General features: G+C 68.5%; 17 protein-coding genes. 11 read left to right on the top strand and 6 right to left on the bottom strand.

What is annotated here, in order from left to right; translation table 11 throughout:
- Positions 1-438 carry a VOC family protein gene (locus DMC61_RS15550; protein ID WP_125689856.1) on the bottom strand — a complete coding sequence of 146 codons (438 nt, stop codon included), beginning with the start codon at positions 436-438 and terminating at the stop codon, positions 1-3.
- Positions 435-785 (bottom strand): PadR family transcriptional regulator, encoded by a 351-nt coding sequence (locus tag DMC61_RS15545; protein WP_037341136.1) that lies wholly within the window; start codon positions 783-785, stop codon positions 435-437. The genes DMC61_RS15550 and DMC61_RS15545 overlap by 4 nt, the downstream gene beginning before the upstream one ends.
- Before the next feature lie 58 nt (positions 786-843).
- On the opposite strand from DMC61_RS15545, the gene DMC61_RS15540 reads away from it, so the two are divergent.
- From DMC61_RS15540 to DMC61_RS15530, 3 genes are all read left to right on the top strand, one after another.
- Positions 844-1,242 (top strand): VOC family protein, encoded by a 399-nt coding sequence (locus tag DMC61_RS15540; RefSeq protein WP_063272205.1) that lies wholly within the window; start codon positions 844-846, stop codon positions 1,240-1,242.
- 78 nt (positions 1,243-1,320) lie between these two features.
- Positions 1,321-2,622, top strand: coding sequence for a bifunctional o-acetylhomoserine/o-acetylserine sulfhydrylase (locus DMC61_RS15535; protein WP_125689855.1), 1,302 nt, complete (start codon positions 1,321-1,323; stop codon positions 2,620-2,622).
- A complete protein-coding gene (locus DMC61_RS15530; RefSeq protein ID WP_125689854.1) occupies positions 2,619-3,713 on the top strand; it encodes a homoserine O-acetyltransferase in 1,095 nt (364 codons plus the stop codon). Before DMC61_RS15535 ends, DMC61_RS15530 begins: the two co-directional genes overlap by 4 nt.
- A 158-nt stretch (positions 3,714-3,871) precedes the next feature.
- Here DMC61_RS15530 and DMC61_RS15525 read toward each other — a convergent pair whose 3' ends face one another.
- The gene (locus tag DMC61_RS15525; RefSeq protein WP_016337027.1) at positions 3,872-4,369 is read right to left on the bottom strand and encodes a hypothetical protein; all 498 of its coding nucleotides are present in this window, start codon (positions 4,367-4,369) and stop codon (positions 3,872-3,874) included.
- A 57-nt stretch (positions 4,370-4,426) separates the two neighbouring features.
- Entirely contained in the window at positions 4,427-5,017 is a 591-nt protein-coding gene (locus tag DMC61_RS15520; protein ID WP_016337026.1) for a TetR/AcrR family transcriptional regulator, read from the bottom strand.
- Between the two features lie 151 nt (positions 5,018-5,168).
- Here DMC61_RS15520 and DMC61_RS15515 point away from each other — a divergent pair, with 151 nt between their 5' ends.
- The 8 genes from DMC61_RS15515 to DMC61_RS15480 all read left to right on the top strand — a co-directional run bounded on the left by DMC61_RS15515 (position 5,169) and on the right by DMC61_RS15480 (position 14,379).
- Positions 5,169-5,978, top strand: coding sequence for an SGNH/GDSL hydrolase family protein (locus tag DMC61_RS15515; RefSeq protein ID WP_125689853.1), 810 nt, complete (start codon positions 5,169-5,171; stop codon positions 5,976-5,978).
- Positions 5,979-6,122: 144 nt separating this feature from the next.
- Complete coding sequence (locus tag DMC61_RS15510) at positions 6,123-7,736, top strand: carboxyl transferase domain-containing protein (RefSeq protein ID WP_125689852.1); 1,614 nt, start codon at positions 6,123-6,125, stop codon at positions 7,734-7,736.
- Positions 7,737-7,738: 2 nt separating this feature from the next.
- Complete coding sequence (locus DMC61_RS15505; RefSeq protein ID WP_125689851.1) at positions 7,739-9,724, top strand: biotin carboxylase N-terminal domain-containing protein; 1,986 nt, start codon at positions 7,739-7,741, stop codon at positions 9,722-9,724.
- Positions 9,721-10,875 (top strand): acyl-CoA dehydrogenase family protein, encoded by a 1,155-nt coding sequence (locus DMC61_RS15500; RefSeq protein WP_016337022.1) that lies wholly within the window; start codon positions 9,721-9,723, stop codon positions 10,873-10,875. The genes DMC61_RS15505 and DMC61_RS15500 overlap by 4 nt, the downstream gene beginning before the upstream one ends.
- Before the next feature lie 43 nt (positions 10,876-10,918).
- Positions 10,919-11,686 carry a type I methionyl aminopeptidase gene (gene map, locus DMC61_RS15495; RefSeq protein ID WP_125689850.1) on the top strand — a complete coding sequence of 256 codons (768 nt, stop codon included), beginning with the start codon at positions 10,919-10,921 and terminating at the stop codon, positions 11,684-11,686.
- A gap of 9 nt (positions 11,687-11,695) precedes the next feature.
- Entirely contained in the window at positions 11,696-12,208 is a 513-nt protein-coding gene (locus DMC61_RS15490) for a GNAT family N-acetyltransferase (RefSeq protein ID WP_125689849.1), read from the top strand.
- 134 nt (positions 12,209-12,342) lie between these two features.
- A complete protein-coding gene (locus tag DMC61_RS15485) occupies positions 12,343-13,206 on the top strand; it encodes an SDR family oxidoreductase (RefSeq protein ID WP_038508730.1) in 864 nt (287 codons plus the stop codon).
- A 117-nt stretch (positions 13,207-13,323) separates the two neighbouring features.
- On the top strand, positions 13,324-14,379 hold the full coding sequence (locus DMC61_RS15480; RefSeq protein WP_016337018.1) for an alpha/beta fold hydrolase: 1,056 nt from the start codon (positions 13,324-13,326) through the stop codon (positions 14,377-14,379).
- Here the strand turns inward: DMC61_RS15480 and DMC61_RS15475 are convergent.
- Positions 14,343-15,347 (bottom strand): MASE1 domain-containing protein, encoded by a 1,005-nt coding sequence (locus tag DMC61_RS15475; RefSeq protein WP_125689848.1) that lies wholly within the window; start codon positions 15,345-15,347, stop codon positions 14,343-14,345. The genes DMC61_RS15480 and DMC61_RS15475 overlap by 37 nt on opposite strands.
- A gap of 283 nt (positions 15,348-15,630) precedes the next feature.
- Complete coding sequence (locus DMC61_RS15470; RefSeq protein WP_016337016.1) at positions 15,631-16,839, bottom strand: acyl-CoA dehydrogenase family protein; 1,209 nt, start codon at positions 16,837-16,839, stop codon at positions 15,631-15,633.
- Positions 16,840-16,847: the final 8 nt, after the last annotated feature.

Below are 16,847 nucleotides of genomic sequence, written 5' to 3'. Positions count from 1 at the left end.
TCAGACCTCGCGGGGCGTCCTCGCGTCGATGTCCTCGGGCGTGAACCGTTCGCGTTTCGTGGTCAATGCCCACCGGTGGCCGTCGGGGTCGGCGATCCGGCCGTAGCGCTCGCCGAAGAACATCTCCTCGACCGGCGCCTCCACCCGGGCGCCCGCGAACACCGCGCGCCGTACGAGGTCGTCGGGGTCCTCGGTCTCCAGTACCAAGAGCATCGGCGTGCCGCCCAGCGTCGACGGAGCGAGCGCGTCGAGCTGCGGGATCTCCTGGCTCACCAGCAGCCGCGCGTCGCCGACGGCGATCTCCACGAACAGCACGACGCCGTTCGGCAGGACGTTGCGGAACAATTCCACGGCGCCGAACGCCTTGCCGTAGAAGGAAAGCGACGCGTCGACATCCTTGACGAACAGATGCGGCGCCAAGCCGAGCGTCCGGCTCACGCCGACTCCGCGCGCTTCAGCAGCCCGGCCTGGTCGGCGACCGCGACGAGCCTGCTCAGGAACTCGGCTTCGCGGGCGGCGACTTCGCGGCCGGCGCGGGTCAGCCGGTAGTAACGACGGCGAGAGTCGTGCGGCTGGTCCTCGCTCGCGTCCGGGGCCTCCTCGACCAGGCCGTCGGCGACGAGCCGGGCGAGGGTCCGGTACAGGGTGCCCGGCCCGAGTTGTGCGGTGCCGCCGCTCACCTCGTCGACGAAACCCATGATCGCGTAGCCGTGCGCGCGCCCCTTCGCGAGCGCCAGCAGGGTCTGGAACGCCGCGGGGGTGAGCTGCGGGTTGCCGTCGGCCATTCGCGAAGCATACACTCCGATCTCGTTATATCCATGATGGATACAAAGGAGCGGGGACGTGGCGATTCGAGGTGTGCACAAGATCGTGGTCGGCGTGCGGGATCAGGAACGGGCGAAGCGGTTCTGGTCCGAGGTCGTCGGATTCGAGATCACCACCGATGTGCCGTACGACGACGAAGGGAACCGGTGGGTCGAGGTCACTTCAGCCGATGGGGTGACATCGCTCGTCCTGAGCACCGCGCCGGAGGACCTCAAGCGCTTCGAGGTGCGGGACGAACTCCCGACGGGCAATTTCTTCTTCTACGCCGACGACATCGAAAAGACGTATGAGGAGCTTTCGGCGAAAGGCGTCGAGTTCCCGGCCAGGCCGGAGAAGCAGCCGTGGGGCTGGTGGGCGATGTTCACCGATTCGGAGGGCAACAGGTTCGCTCTCCAGGAAAGGAATCCCACCTCCTGAGAGCAGTTGGGTGCCCCGTCCGGCGGAGCTAGCTTCGGTGCCAACAGCCGAAACCCTTGAGCCGCTAGGAGAATCGCGATGAGCGCGGACGGATGGTCGTTCGAGACCAAGCAGATCCACGCGGGTGCGGCGCCGGACACCGCCACCGGCGCGCGGGCGACCCCGATCTACCAGACCACCTCGTACGTGTTCCGCGACAGCCAGCACGGCGCCGATCTCTTCAGCCTCGCCGAGCCCGGCAACATCTACACCCGGATCAACAATCCCACGCAGGACGTGCTGGAGCAGCGGCTCGCCGCGCTCGAAGGCGGCGTCGCGGCGCTGGCGTTCGCCTCCGGGACCGCGGCCACGACGGCGGCCATCCTCAACCTCGCGAACTCGGGTGACCATTTCGTCTCCAGCCCGGCGCTTTACGGCGGCACCTACAACCTCTTCCACTACACGCTGCCGAAACTCGGCATCGAGGTCTCGTTCGTCGAGGACCAGGACGACATCGAGCAGTGGAAGGCGGCCGTCCGGCCCAACACCAAACTGTTCTTCGCCGAGACGCTGGCCAACCCGGGCAGCAACGTGCTCGACATCCGCAAGGTCGCCGACGCCGCGCACGAGTCGGGTGTCCCGCTGGTCGTGGACAACACCGTGCCGACGCCGTATCTCGTCCGGCCGATCGAGCACGGCGCCGACATCGTGGTCCACTCGGCGACCAAGTACCTCGGCGGGCACGGCACCACGGTCGCCGGGGTGCTGGTCGACGGCGGCACGTTCGACTTCGGCAAGGACCCGGCGCGTTTCCCCGGGTTCAACGAAGCCGACCCGAGCTACCACGGCCTCAAGTACTGGGAGGCGCTCGGCCCGGGCGCGTACGCGGCCAAGGCCCGCGTCCAGATCCTGCGCGACACCGGAGCCGCGATCGCGCCGCTGAACAGTTTCCTGATCCTGCAAGGGATCGAGACACTTTCGCTGCGTCTGGAGCGGCACGTGTCCAACGCGCAGGCACTGGCCGAATGGCTGGAGCAGCGCGACGAGGTCGAGAAGGTGTACTACGCCGGGCTGCCGTCGAGCCCGTATCACGAGGCCGCGAAGAAGTACCTGCCGAAGGGCGCCGGCGCGGTGCTTTCGTTCGACCTGCGCGGCGGTGTCGAAGCCGGACGGGCCTTTGTGGACGGTACGGAACTGCACAGCCAGCTGGTCAACATCGGCGACGTGCGCAGCCTGATCGTGCACCCGGCCTCGACGACGCACAGCCAGCTCACGCCGGAGGAGCAGCTGTCGAGCGGTGTCACGCCGGGCCTCGTGCGGCTCGCCGTCGGCCTGGAAGGGATCGAGGACCTCAAGGCCGACCTCGAAGCCGGATTCCGGGCGGCCAAGGCCGCTCTGTGACCGGTGCTTGGCGAGAGGGAGAGCCGCCTGGACGCCGCCGCTTCGTCGACGGCGTCCAGGCGCTCGAAACCGGCGGGACCTTGCCGTTCACGCTCGCCTATGAGACCTGGGGAACGCTGAATCCCAGTGCCTCCAACGCGATCCTCGTCGAGCACGCCCTGACCGGCGACAGCCACGCCGTCGGCCCCGCGGAGGAAGGTCACGTCAGCCCCGGCTGGTGGGACGGCCTGATCGGGCCGGGCAAGGCGATCGACACGGACGCGTTCTTCGTCGTGGTCCCGAACGTGCTCGGCGGCTGCCAGGGCTCGACCGGTCCGTCCTCCGCGCATCCGGACGGAAAGCCTTGGGGCAGCAGGTTTCCCGCTGTGACGGTCCGGGACCAGGTGGGCGCGGAGGTGGTCCTCGCCGACGCGCTCGGCATCGGCCGGTGGGCCGCGGTGATCGGCGGCTCCATGGGCGGGATGCGCGCGCTGGAATGGGCGGTGAGCGAGCCGGAGCGGGTCGCGGCGCTGCTCGTCCTCGCGTCGACCGCGCAGGCGTCGGCCGACCAGATCGCCTGGGCCGCACCGCAACTGCACGCCATCCGGTCGGATCCGGGCTGGCACAGCGGAGACTACTACGACCTTCCCGGCGGCGGCCCGGACGCCGGACTCGGCATCGCGCGCCGCATCGCGCACGCGACGTACCGCAGCGAAGCCGAACTGGCGCAACGCTTCGGCCACCGCCATCAGGACGGTGAAGACCCGCTGCGCGGCGGGCGGTTCGCCGTCGAGTCCTATTTGGACCATCACGCCGGGAAGCTGTCGCGCCGGTTCGACGCGGGCAGCTACGTGGTGCTCACCGAATCGATGAACACCCACGACGTCGGCCGCGGACGGGGCGGTGTCGCGAACGCGCTCGGCCGGATCACCGCGCGGACGGTCGCGGCCGGGGTGGACAGCGACCGGCTCTACCCGCTGTACCAGTCGCGGGCCATCGCGGACGGGGTCGCCGGGGCGGAATTCGCCGTCATCGCTTCGCCTTACGGGCACGACTCGTTCCTGATCGAGACCGAGCAGATCGGGCGGCTGGTGAAGCTGCTGCTGGGTTAGCCGCCTCGCGTGATCAGACGGACGACACACGTGACCAGACGGACGACTCTCGTGATCAGGCGGACGACACGTGCGACGTCCGGCTGATCACGCGTGTCGTCCATCCAGACACGGGTGTCGTCCATTCGGTCACGCGAGCTGTCCACGCGCGCGAGCGGCTAGTCCGCGACGGCGTCCGAGATCCAGGGCGCCACCGGCAGATCCCGGTCCAGGCATTCCGCCGACAGCCGGATCGTCCACCGCAGCGCCTGCAGCACAAGACTGTCGACCTCGTCCGGCGCGGCGTTGGCGAGCGCGATCTCGACCTGTTCCTGCGCGGCCTCGCTGTTGCCGTGCACCTCGGCCAGCAGGGTGCGGACGGCCGTCCGCACGGGCGGGTCCGCCTGGTCGATGGAGACCTCTTCACCGTCCTCGTCGAACACCTGCACCTTGACCGGCGCACTTCCTCCATCGCCCAGCGTCGACACCATGGCGCTGCATTCACCGAACAGCATCATCACGAGCTCTTTGGTCTCGTCGGAGCGGGCCTGCGGCTCGGCGGCGGTCGGCATGAGCTCGTCGAGCGCCTCGGCGTCCTCCCCGAGGCTGATCGCCACGAGCGCACGCTGCGCCTTTTCGACGAGCCTCCGCTCGTACTCGCTCCTGTCCGGCTCCACGTGCCTATCAAACACCAGAGGACGGAAAAGTGGGGATAGGCCGAAACCCGGTCGTGGTCACTTGGCGGAGTGCAGTGCACCCAGCGCGAGACGGCAGAGCATCTCGGCCAGTTCGCTGTCACCGAGATGGCGGTTGTACGGCGTCGAGTTGATCAACCCGAAGACCGCGTGCGCCGCCGAGCGCGCCTGCCGTTCGCCGATCCCGGGGACGGCGTCGCTGATCGCGCGCACCCAGACCTCGACGTACTGGCGCTGGAGGGCGCGGACCTGCTTGCGGTCACTGTCGGTGAGATTGGCGAGGTTGCGTTCCTGCACGGTGATCAGCGCGGGATGCGTGAGCGCGAAATCGACGTGAAAATCCACCAGTGCTTCGAGAACCTCGCCCGGCTCGTCCCGCTGGCTCGCCCTGGCCGTCCCGCCGTCGAGGAGGTAGCGGCTGATCGAGTTCAGCATCTCGCCGAGAATGGCGTCCTTGCTGCGGAAATGCCGGTACAGCGCCGGGCCGGAGATGCCGACGGCCGCGCCGATGTCGTCGATGCCGACGCCGTGGAAACCGTGGTGGGCGAAGAGCTCGGCGGCGGCGGCCATGATCTGTTCGCGCCTGTTCGCCTTCTCGCCGTTCACGAGTGGGGTGGGGTTCGCCGGCATCTGGCCATATTAAGGCCGCGTGTTAGCGAGCGCTAACACGCGGCCGTACTTCCAGCCTGAGCCAAGTGGGCTACCTGGGGAAATGACCCTTTTGTGTGGGGTTACCACCTGGTAATGCTGTCTCTCGTCAACTTGTCACGAAGGAGTGACCATGGCCGTCCCTGCTCGGATCAAAGCTCTTTCCTTCACTCGTTTAGGTGCGGCCCTGGGGGTCGCTGTCCTTGCCACCCTCGGTCTCGCGGGCACCGCCCAAGCGGCGACCAACTACGTGGCGCTCGGCGACTCGTACTCGTCCGGCGTCGGTGCCGGCAGTTACGGGAACTCGGGCGACTGCATGCGCAGTGCCAACGCCTATCCCCAGCTGTGGGCCAACGCCCACGCCGGGACCACCTTCAAGTTCGTCGCGTGCTCGGGGGCGCGCACCGGCGACGTCCTCAACCAGATCGCGAACGTCACCTCCAGCACCACGCTGGTGACGGTCTCGGTCGGCGGCAACGACGCCGGTTTCGCCGACGTCATGACCACCTGCACCACTGGCAGCGACCAGACCTGCATCAACCGGGTCAACACCGCGAAGACCTACGTGAACAACACGCTTCCCGGGCTGCTGAACAACGTCTACAGCAAGATCAAGGCGAAGGCGCCCAGCGCGAAGCTGGTCGTCCTCGGGTACCCGCGCTTCTACACGGTGCCGGGTTCGTGCTCGGTCGGGCTGAGCGACACGAAGCGCACCGCGATCAACTCGGGTTCCGACGCGCTGGCGTCGGTGCTCTCGGCCCGCGCCGCGGCCAACGGCGCGAAGTTCGTCGACGTGCGGCCCGCGTTCACCGGGCACAACATCTGCTCGTCGGCCGACGACTACCTGCACAGCCTCACCTGGCCGATCGTGAACTCGTACCACCCGACGGCCGCCGGCCAGCGGGGCGGCTACTACAACCCGCTGGTCTCCGCGATCGGCTGACCGTTTCGCGCGTGAAGGCCCCCTTCCCTCGGCTCAGTCGAGGGAAGGGGGCCTTCACGCGCTTAGGGGAGGTGGACAGAGTGGGTTAGTGGACGTTAACCTGACGGCACGAGTTAACGACGGCTAACTTGGCGACGAGGAGCCATGGACACACCCGTACTGAGCACTTCGGCCGATCCGGGCAGCGACGAGTACGCCCGCAGCGTCACCTCCCATGCCGAGCTGGTCGAAGACCTGCGCAAGCTGCTCGCCGCCGCCCGGCTCGGGGGCCCGGAGAAATCCCGCACCCGCCACGTCGAGCGGGGCAAACTCCTGCCACGCGACCGGGTCGACACCCTCCTCGACCCGGGTTCGCCGTTCCTGGAGCTGTCCCCGCTGGCCGCCACCGGACTGTACGACGACGAGGCGCCTTCGGCCGGGATCATCACCGGGATCGGGCGGGTCTCGGGCCGCGAATGCGTGATCGTCGCCAACGACGCGACGGTCAAGGGCGGCACGTACTACCCGATGACGGTCAAGAAGCACCTGCGCGCGCAAGAGGTCGCGCTGCACAACAACCTGCCGTGCATCTACCTGGTGGACTCCGGCGGCGCGTTCCTGCCGAGGCAGGACGAGGTCTTCCCGGATCGTGAGCACTTCGGCCGGATCTTCTACAACCAGGCCACGATGTCCGCGCGGGGCATCCCGCAGATCGCCGCGGTGCTCGGCTCCTGCACCGCGGGCGGCGCGTACGTCCCGGCGATGAGCGACGAAGCGGTCATCGTGCGGAACCAGGGCACCATCTTCCTCGGCGGCCCGCCGCTGGTGAAGGCCGCGACGGGCGAGGTCGTCACGGCCGAGGAACTCGGCGGCGGCGACGTCCACTCGCGCCAGTCCGGCGTCACCGACCACCTGGCCGAAGACGACGCCGACGCCTTGCGCATCGTTCGCTCGATCGTGTCGACCTTGGGCCCGCGTACGCCGCGCCCGTGGGACGTCCTGCCGACGGAGGCCCCGGTCGCCGACCCGAACGAGCTGTACGGCGTCGTCTCGACCGACCCGCGCGTGCCCTACGACGTCCGCGAGGTCATCGCGCGGATCGTCGACGGCAGCCGGTTCGGCGAGTTCAAGAAGGAGTACGGCTCGACGCTGGTCACCGGGTTCGCCCGGATCCACGGCCACCCCGTCGGCATCATCGCGAACAACGGCGTGCTGTTCGCCGAGTCCGCGATGAAGGGCGCGCATTTCATCGAGCTGTGCGACAAACGCTCGATCCCGCTGCTGTTCCTGCAGAACATCACCGGATTCATGGTCGGCCGCGCCTACGAGGCGGGCGGCATCGCCAAGCACGGCGCGAAGATGGTCACCGCGGTGGCCTGCGCGCGGGTGCCGAAGCTGACCGTCGTCATCGGCGGCTCGTTCGGCGCGGGCAACTATTCGATGTGCGGCCGCGCGTACTCGCCGCGGTTCCTGTGGATGTGGCCGAACGCGCGGATCTCGGTGATGGGCGGCGAGCAGGCGGCGTCGGTGCTGTCCACGGTCCGCCGCGACGCCATCGAGGCACGCGGCGGCGAATGGTCCGCTGAGGACGAAGAGGCCTTCAAGGAGCCGATCCGCGACCAGTACGAGGCGCAGGGGAGCCCGTACTACTCGACGGCGCGGCTGTGGGACGACGGCGTGATCGACCCGGCGGACACCCGCACGGTGCTCGGCCTCGCGCTGTCGGCGACGGCCAACGCGCCCTTGTCCGATGTCAACTACGGCGTCTTCAGGATGTGAGCATGTTCGACACGGTTCTGGTCGCCAACCGCGGGGAGATCGCGGTCCGCGTGATCCGCTCGCTGCAGGGGCTCGGCATCCGTTCGGTCGCGGTGTACAGCGACGCGGACGCGGACGCCCGGCACGTCCGGGAGGCGCACACGGCTGTCCGCATCGGCCCGGCCGAAGCGGCGAAGAGCTATCTGTCCATTCCCGCGATCGTCCAGGCGGCGCTCGACACGGGCGCGCAGGCGGTCCATCCCGGTTACGGCTTCCTCGCGGAGAACGCGGAATTCGCCCGCGCCTGCGCCGAAGCCGGCCTGGTCTTCATCGGCCCGCCGGTCGAGGCCATCGACGCCATGGGCGACAAGATCCGCGCCAAGGCGACGGTGTCCAAGGCCGGGGTCCCTGTCGTACCCGGGGCGTCCGATGTGGACATTCCCGAATGCGGTTTCGCCGCCGCCGCGGAGAAGGTCGGCTTTCCGCTGCTGCTCAAACCGTCCGCCGGTGGCGGCGGCAAGGGAATGCGGCTGGTCACCGAACTGTCCGAATTGGACGCGGCCGTGGAATCCGCGCGCCGCGAGGCCAAGGGTTCCTTCGGCGACGACACGCTGCTCATGGAGCGGTTCGTCACCACGCCGCGCCATATCGAGATCCAGGTGCTCGCCGACAAGCACGGCAACGTGATCCACCTCGGTGAGCGCGAGTGCAGCCTGCAGCGGCGGCACCAGAAGATCATCGAAGAGGCGCCGTCGGTGCTCCTCGACGAAGCCACGCGCGCGAAGATGGGCGCGTCCGCCGTCGAGGCCGCGCGTTCGGTCGGGTACGTCGGCGCGGGGACGGTCGAGTTCATCGTGTCGGCCACCGCGCCCGACGAGTTCTTCTTCATGGAGATGAACACCCGGCTGCAGGTCGAGCATCCGGTGACCGAGCTGGTGACCGGGCTCGATCTCGTCGAGTGGCAGGTCAAGATCGCCGCCGGTGACGTGCTCACCGTGGCGCAGGACGACGTCCGGCTGGACGGACACGCCGTCGAAGCCCGTGTCTACGCCGAAGATCCCGCTCGCGGTTTCATCCCGACGGGTGGCACCGTGCTCGCGGTCCACGAGCCGTCCGGCGAGGGCGTGCGCGTCGACTCGTGGATGAGCGAGGGCGCGGTCATCGGCTCGAACTACGACCCGATGCTGGCCAAGGTCATCGCCTGGGGACCGGACCGGGCGGCCGCGTTGCACCGGCTCGATCTGGCGCTCGCGGACACCGCGCTGCTCGGCCTCGGCACCAACGTCGCCTTCCTGCGCGCGCTGCTCGCCGACGGCGACGTCCGTGACGGCAAGCTCGACACCGGTCTCGTCGACCGGCGACTGTCCACTTTGGTCTCCGAGGAGGTGCCGCCGGAGTTCTTCGTGGCGGCGGCGCTCGACCGGCTGCTTTCCCTGCAACCCCAAGGAGACGTCGTCGATCCGTGGGACGTCCCGGACGGCTGGCGGCTCGGCGGTTCGGGCGGGATCGACTTCGCGTTGAAGTCGGGAAGTTCCGAAGCCGTCGTGCGGGTTCAGGGCACGCCCGCGAACGCGCTCGTCAGTGTCGACGGCGCCGAGCCGGTGAAGGTGTCCGCGCGACGCCTCGGCGATCTGCTGGAAGTGCGGCATCCCACCGGTTTCCACCGCTACCGGCACGCGGCCGGGACCGGCCGGACGGTGTGGCTCGCGCGCGACGGGCACAGCTTCGCGATCGGCGAGCGTGAACGGCTGCGTTCGGCCGCCGGTGCCGCGGGCGGCGCCGGACCGGTCACCAGCCCGATGCCGGGGACCGTGCTCGTGGTCAAGGCCGCGGCCGGTGACGTGGTGACCGCCGGGACCCCGCTCGTGGTCGTCGAGGCGATGAAGATGGAGCACACGATCACCGCGCCGATCGACGGCGTGGTCAGCGAACTCCCCGTCCGGGCAGGCCAACAGGTCGCGCTGGACGAGACGGTAGCCGTCGTGACACCCCAAAAGGATGAGCAATGATCGACTTTCGGCTGGATGACGAGTACGAGGCGCTGCGCAAGACGGTCGAGGAATTCGCGCGCTCCGAGGTCGCCCCGGTCATCGGCGACCTCTACGAGCGGGAGGAATTCCCGTACGAGATCGTCGCGAAGATGGCCGACATGGGCCTGTTCGGGCTGCCGTTCCCCGAGGAGTACGGCGGCATGGGCGGCGACTACTTCGCGCTCTGCCTGACCCTGGAGGAGTTGGCGCGCGTCGATTCCTCGGTCGCGATCACCGTCGAGGCGGGCGTTTCCCTGGGAGCCATGCCGATCTACCGGTTCGGCACCGAGGAGCAGAAGGAGAAGTGGCTCCCGGAGCTGTGCGCCGGCACCGCGCTCGGCGCCTTCGGGCTCACCGAACCCGGAGGCGGCTCGGACGCCGGCGCCACCCGCACGCGCGCGAAACTCGACGGCGACACCTGGGTGATCAACGGCAGCAAGTCGTTCATCACCAACTCCGGCACCGACATCACGAAACTGGTCACGGTCACCGCCGTCACCGACGTGAAGGAGAACGGGCGCAAGGAGATCTCGGCGATCATCGTCCCGTCCGGCACCCCGGGCTTCGCCGTCGCGCCGAAGTACTCCAAGGTCGGCTGGAACTGCTCGGACACGCACGAGCTTTCGTTCGACGACGTCCGTGTCCCAGCCGAGAACCTGGTCGGCGAGCGCGGCCGCGGGTACGCACAGTTCCTGTCCATTTTGGACGAAGGCCGGGTCGCGATCGCCGCGCTGAGCGTCGGGCTCGCGCAGGGCTGTGTCGACGAATGCCTGCGGTACGTCAAGGAACGCGAGGCGTTCGGGCACAAGATCGGCGAATACCAGGCGATCCAGTTCAAGATCGCCGACATGGAGGTGCGCACGCACACCGCGCGGCTGGCGTACTACGCGGCGGCGTCGAAGATGCTGCGCGGTGAGCCGTTCAAGAAGGAGGCCTCGATCGCGAAGCTCGTCGCGTCGAACGCAGCCATGGACAACTCGCGCGACGCGACGCAGATCTTCGGCGGGTACGGCTTCATGAACGAGTTCCCGGTGAGCCGCTTCTACCGCGACGCGAAGATCCTGGAGATCGGCGAGGGGACCTCGGAGGTGCAGCGCATGCTGATCGCGCGGCACCTCGGCGTGGCCTGACACCCTTGACCATGCCGATAACTATACCGGTATAGTTATCGGCATGGTCGAGTTGAAATCCGCCGCCGAGCTGGACGCCATGCGCGAATCCGGCCGTGTCGTGGCGCAGACGTTGCAAGCGGCGAAAGAGGCGTCGGCGATCGGCGTGAGCCTGAAAGAGCTGGACGAGATCGCCGCGCAGGTGATCAGGGACGCCGGCGCGAAACCGTCGTTCCTCCACTATCGCCCGCACTCCGCGCCGACCCCGTTCCCCGCCGTGATCTGCGCGAGCGTCAACGACGCCGTGGTCCACGGCATCCCGTCGGACTACCGGCTGCGCGACGGCGACCTGGTCAGCATCGACGCCGGCGCCTACATCGACGGCTGGCACGGCGACGCGGCGATCAGCTACGTCGTCGGCGAGGCCGATCCCGCCGACCTCGAACTCATCGCGACCACCGAGCGCGCTCTGGCCGCGGGGATCGCCGCCGCGCAGGCGGGCGGCAGGATGGGCGACATTTCCCACGCTGTCGGCACTGTCGGTCGCGAAGCGGGCTACGGCCTCCTCGCTCACCATGGCGGCCACGGGATCGGCCGCAGCATGCACGAGGACCCGCATCTGCCGAACGAGGGCAAGCCGGGTCGCGGCATGCGTCTCCAACCGGGGCTGGTGCTGGCGATCGAGCCGATGCTCATCGCCGACGGCCGCGACGCCTACCGGACCGACGATGACGGCTGGACGCTGCGCACCGTCCGCGGTGCCAGGGCCGCGCACGTCGAGCACACGGTCGCGATCACCACAGAAGGTCCGCGCGTCCTCACGATGTTGTAGAACGGAAGGATGAGCGACTTCATCATCCGCCAGGGTGGTTCTGGGGATTTCCAAACGTTGCTGGACATGTTCGACGAGGTCGTCGCGTGGCTCGCCTCGCGCGGCAGCGAAGGGCAGTGGGGAAGCGAGCCGTGGTCCACGATCCCGAAACGGGTCGAGCGGGTCCGCGGGATGGCCGACGGACCGGGGCTGTACCTCGCCGAGATCGACGGCGAGGTGGCCGGCGCGATCATCCTCGGCGACCGTTTCCCGCATGTCTCGCCGGTCGACGAGCCGGAGATCTACATCGGCCTGCTGCTGACCTCGCGCCGGTTCACCGGGCACCGGGTCGGCTCGCGGCTCATCGAGTTCGCGCTGGCCGAGGCGCGGGAACGCGGCATCGGGCTGGTGCGGGTCGACTGCTGGGCCGGTGGTGACGGCGACCTGCAGCGTTATTACGAGAGCCAGGGCTTCAAACCGACGGAACGCTTCGACGTCAAGGGCTGGATCGGGCAGGTGTTCGAGCAGCGGCCGCTGATTTAGGCTTGGGAGCGCAGCTCCTCCGTTGAGGGTGGTGGCGGGGGCATCGATGGATGGCGTGGATGCGGCTTCGGGTGCACCATAGTTGACACATCGCCAACAGTGCCCCGGACAATGAAGTCGCAGAGGAGACCGGCATGGCCAAGCGTGAACGTTCCCTGGCGGGCAAGGTCGTCGTGATCACCGGAGCGGCGCAGGGCATCGGGGCCAGTACCGCGACGGCGCTGTCCCGGCTCGGCGCCAAGGTGGTCATCGGAGACCTGGACCAGGTTCTCGCCGAGAAGACCGCGGCCGAACTGGGCGCGGAGGCGCTGCCGCTCGACGTCACCGACACGAAGGGTTTCACCGAGTTCCTCGACGAGGTCGAGCGGCGCGTCGGCCCGATCGACGTGCTGATCAACAACGCGGGCATCATGCCGCTCGCGCCGCTCGACGAAGAGGACGACGCGGCGACCCGCAGGCTGCTCGAGATCAACCTGCACGCGGTCATCCACGGCACCAGGGAAGCCGTGAAACGGATGCGCCCGCGTGGCACCGGCCACATCGTCAACATCGCCTCGATGGCGGGGAAGGCCGGATTCCCCGGCGCCGCGACCTACTGCGCGACGAAACACGCCGTCGTCGGCCTGTCGGAATCGGTGCATCTGGAATTGCACGGGACCGGCGTGCTGGTGTCGTGCGTGATGCCCGCGGTGGTGCGCACGGAGCTGGCCAGCGGGCTCGGCGAGGCGAAGTTCTTCAAATCGGTGCAGCCCGAAGATGTGGCGCAGGCCATTGTCGATGCGTTGCGCCGTCCCAAGTTCGACGTCTTCGTTCCCGCATCGCTGGACGCCATGGGCAGGATCACACGACTGCTTCCGCGTCGTCTCGGCGAAGGCCTGCTCAGGGCCCTCGGCGGCGACAAGATTCTTTCCTCCGCAACGCATTCCTCCGCCCGGGCGGAGTACGAATCGCGGGCCGCGCGGAGTGCCCCGGCGGCGGAAAAGGGCGCCGATTCTTAACTCGGACGGCCTAGCGACTGTCCGAAAAGGACGGCCTGTGACGGCGGCGGTGTTGAGTCGTGCGCTCCCAAGCGGCAAGATTACGTCTTACCGCGTTGATTCCCCAGGAGGCACACCATGGCCACACCCCCGGCACGGCTCGCCGCCGCCGCGTCGAACGTCGTCGGGAAGGTGCTGCACGGTGGTGTCGCGGATCTTCGCCCGGTGCCGCGCGTCCTGATCGACCAGGGCCCGAATCGTTCCCTATACCGGCTGACCAACGGCAAGGGAGCCCAGGAGGGCCCGCCGGTGCTGCTGGTGCCGCCGCTGGCCGCGCCCGCGCTGTGCTTCGACCTGCGCCGCGGATGCAGCCTGGCCGAGCACCTGGTCGAGGGCGGCCGCAACACCTACCTGGTCGACTACGGGAACGTCGCCTTCTCGGACCGGCGCCTCGGCATCGAGCACTGGATCGAAGAGGTCCTCCCGCGCGCGATCCGCAAGGTCAGCGAGGACTCGGGCGGCCAGGGCGTGCACGTCGTGGCCTGGTGCCTCGGCGGGATCTTCTCCCTGCTGACCACCGCCGATCAGCCCGACCTTCCGATCGAATCGATCGCCACCATCGCGTCGCCGTTCGATTTCACCGCGATCCCGCTGATCGCCCCGTTCCGCCCGCTGGTGGACCTCACCGGCGGCCACCTGCTGACCCCGTTCTACCGGGCGCTCGGCGGCGCACCGTCCTATTTGGTCAGCCGCGTCTTCCGGGCGACCGGGATCAGCAAGGAGATCACCAAACCCCTTGCCATCCTGAAGAATCTCGACGACCGGGACTACCTGGCGCAGATCGAGGCCGTCGACCACTTCATGGACAACATGATCGCCTACCCCGGGCGGACGTTCGGCCAGATCTACCACCGGTTCTTCCGCGCCAACGACCTCGCCGAGGGCACGGTCGACCTCAACGGCCGCATCATCGCGCTGTCCGGGGTGAAGGTGCCGACGCTGGTCATCGCCGGGCAGAACGACACGATCGCCCCGCGCGCCGCGGTCGAACGGCTCACCGAACTGCTGGACAACTCGCCGTCGGTGACCTTCGAGACCGCGCCCGGCGGGCACCTGGGCGTCCTCACCGGCCGGAAGGCCCGCGGGACGACCTGGCGCTACCTCGACCGTTTCCTCGACGAACAGGCCGCCTGAGCCTCGTCGTCGTGCTGGGTGATGGCGCTGCGCAAGGACTGGCGCGGCGCGATCAGGTCCACCATCTCGGTGATCTGGCGCCAGGCGTCGGCGATCTCGGCCGTCGCGCGGTCGCGTTGCAGGACGATCGTGGACAACGTCAGCGCGGTGAGCCCGACGGTGGCGTCGTAGGCCTGGACGTGCAGCATCCTGGTCGTCAGCTCGTAGGAACCGTAGGGGCCGAGTCCTCGGATCGCGGCGAAGATCGTGACCGTGCAGACGCACAAGGAGCACAGCAGCGCTCCGGCTTGCCGGAAGCGCAGCGCCGCCCAGATGAGCACGGGGAAGACCACGAACAGCTTCGGCGTCGTCGTGGACGCGAGGGCGGCCGTGCCGAGGCCGAAGAGCGCGAGCGCCGCCGCCTCGCCCCAACGCACGAGCGGAACCCGCCTGGGCAAACGGAACCTCGGCGCCAGGAGCAGCAGCGGCGTGATCGTCAGGACGCCCATCGCGTCGCCCGTCCACCACACGAGCGCGGTCGCCCAGAACTCGCCGGGGCTCAGCGCGCCGCCGGAGACCAGCACGCCGGTGCCCAGGACGGCGCTGACGGCCGTGCCCCCGATCGCCCCGACCGCCACCAGGAGGACGGCGTCGGGAAGCCGGTCGAGTTCGGTGCGGAAACCCAGCCGCCGCATCACCGCGTATGCCAGCATCGGGCCGGCCGTGTTCCCCAGGGAGATCACCAGCACCGTGCCCACTGAGGGGCCGAGCGCGATGTTCGTCAGAAGCGCGCCGAGGAAGATCCCCGGCCAGAACCGCGGGCCCAGCAGCATCGGCGTGGCCAGCGCGACCCCCGCGGCGGGCCACAGCGGCGAGATCTGCTCCCGCACGATCGCCCACTGGATCCCGATCTGGGCGGTGGCGAAATAGCAGACCGTGACCCCGAGGACGATGAGACACCAGCGTGAGGCAGGGGGAAGCGGTCTCATCGCGACTCCTGCCTTCGCGGGCAAAGGAAAGTCCGAGAGTACCTCTGCTCGGTCACCACGAAGGTGTTGTCGAAATGGTGGAAATAAACGGGCTCGTGGGTGGCAAGGACGGTTGCCACCCAAGGGTGTCTTGGCTACCTACTGGCTTCCGGGTGCTGCCGGTCTCAGGCTCACGGTTTGTGGTGGTGTGCCGCGAAAGCCACTTTCGCGACGTCTGATGTCCCGAAAGTGGCTTTCGCAACCCCCGGGCGCAGTCGGCACCCGGTCATGCGAGCCTCGGTTCTTACTTGAGCTCCGCGCTCGTCTTGCCCAGGATCCGGCGCGCCACGATCAGCTGCTGGATCTGTTGCGTGCCTTCGAAGATGTCCAGGATCTTCGCGTCCCGGCTCCACTTCTCCAGCAGCGATTCCTCGGTGTAGCCCAGGGTTCCGGCCAGCTCGACGCATTTCAGCGTGATCTCGACGACCGACCGGCCCGCCTTCGCCTTGGCCATCGAGGCCTGCAGCGAGTTCGGCTTGCGGTTGTCCGCCATCCAGGCCGACTCCATGGTCAGCAGGTACGCCGACTCGTAGTCCGCCTCCAGCTGCAGGAACGTGGCGGCCGCCGCGTGCTGGCTGTGGACGGGCTTGTCGTAGTCGATGGTCACCCCGGCGTCGGTGAGGATCTTCCGGGTCTCTTCCAGCGCCGCGCGGGCGACACCGATGGCCATCGCGGCGACCAGCGGACGGGTGTTGTCGAAGGTCTGCATGACCCCGGCGAAACCCTTGGCGGTGTCGATCTCCGGCGTGCCGAGGAGATTCTCTTTCGGCACGCGGACGTTCTCGAAGCGCAGCACGGCGGTGTCGGAGGCGCGGATGCCGAGCTTGTGCTCGACGCGCACCACCTCGAAGCCGGGCGTGCCCTTCTCGACGACGAACGACTTGATCGCCGCGCGGCCCTTCGTCTTGTCCAGGGTGGCCCAGACGACTACGGCGTCGGCGCGCTCGCCCGCGGTCACGAAGATCTTCTCGCCGTTGATCACGTACTCGTCGCCGTCGAGGCGCGCGGTCGCGGTGATCGCGGCGGAGTCCGAGCCGCAGTCCGGTTCGGTGATCGCCATCGCGGCCCACAGCCCGGAGAACTTCTTGAGCTGCTCGTCGGTGGCGACCGAACCGATGGCGGCGTTGCCGAGCCCTTGGCGCGGCATGGACAGCAGCAGACCGACGTCGCCCCAGCACATCTCGATCGTGCCGAGCACGATGTTGAGGTTGGAACCGTTGCGGTTGCCCGGTTTCTCGTTCTTCTCGGACCGGCGGACCCCCGCCGCGCCCGCGCCGCCCTCGCCGGAGGAGTTCAGCCCGTCCAGCAGCGCGGCGAACATGTCCAGTTCGGCCGGGTAGGTGTGCTCGGCGCGGTCGTATTTGCGCGAGATCGGCCGGAACACCTCGGCCGCGGCCTGGTACGCCTGGTTGATCAGGGTGCCGGCCTTCTTCGGAACCTCAAGGTTGATCATGATTGCCT

Origin of the sequence: Amycolatopsis sp. WAC 04169, assembly GCF_003947535.1 — a bacterium.
GTDB lineage: Bacteria > Actinomycetota > Actinomycetes > Mycobacteriales > Pseudonocardiaceae > Amycolatopsis > Amycolatopsis keratiniphila.
Note: the sequence above shows the minus strand (reverse complement) of the source record. Positions and strands in the feature narration are given on the sequence as shown.

What these genes read in the sequence shown, in the direction of transcription:
- DMC61_RS15545 (WP_037341136.1), bottom strand. Translation starts at nt 785, where the DNA reads ATGGCCGACGGCAACCCGCAGCTCACCCCCGCGGCGTTCCAGACCCTG.
- DMC61_RS15535 (WP_125689855.1), top strand. Translation starts at nt 1,321, where the DNA reads ATGAGCGCGGACGGATGGTCGTTCGAGACCAAGCAGATCCACGCGGGT.
- DMC61_RS15520 (WP_016337026.1), bottom strand. Translation starts at nt 5,017, where the DNA reads ATGCCGGCGAACCCCACCCCACTCGTGAACGGCGAGAAGGCGAACAGG.
- DMC61_RS15515 (WP_125689853.1), top strand. Translation starts at nt 5,169, where the DNA reads ATGGCCGTCCCTGCTCGGATCAAAGCTCTTTCCTTCACTCGTTTAGGT.
- DMC61_RS15510 (WP_125689852.1), top strand. Translation starts at nt 6,123, where the DNA reads ATGGACACACCCGTACTGAGCACTTCGGCCGATCCGGGCAGCGACGAG.
- DMC61_RS15505 (WP_125689851.1), top strand. Translation starts at nt 7,739, where the DNA reads ATGTTCGACACGGTTCTGGTCGCCAACCGCGGGGAGATCGCGGTCCGC.
- DMC61_RS15500 (WP_016337022.1), top strand. Translation starts at nt 9,721, where the DNA reads ATGATCGACTTTCGGCTGGATGACGAGTACGAGGCGCTGCGCAAGACG.
- map (WP_125689850.1), top strand. Translation starts at nt 10,919, where the DNA reads ATGGTCGAGTTGAAATCCGCCGCCGAGCTGGACGCCATGCGCGAATCC.
- DMC61_RS15490 (WP_125689849.1), top strand. Translation starts at nt 11,696, where the DNA reads ATGAGCGACTTCATCATCCGCCAGGGTGGTTCTGGGGATTTCCAAACG.
- DMC61_RS15485 (WP_038508730.1), top strand. Translation starts at nt 12,343, where the DNA reads ATGGCCAAGCGTGAACGTTCCCTGGCGGGCAAGGTCGTCGTGATCACC.
- DMC61_RS15480 (WP_016337018.1), top strand. Translation starts at nt 13,324, where the DNA reads ATGGCCACACCCCCGGCACGGCTCGCCGCCGCCGCGTCGAACGTCGTC.
- DMC61_RS15475 (WP_125689848.1), bottom strand. Translation starts at nt 15,347, where the DNA reads ATGAGACCGCTTCCCCCTGCCTCACGCTGGTGTCTCATCGTCCTCGGG.
- DMC61_RS15470 (WP_016337016.1), bottom strand. Translation starts at nt 16,839, where the DNA reads ATGATCAACCTTGAGGTTCCGAAGAAGGCCGGCACCCTGATCAACCAG.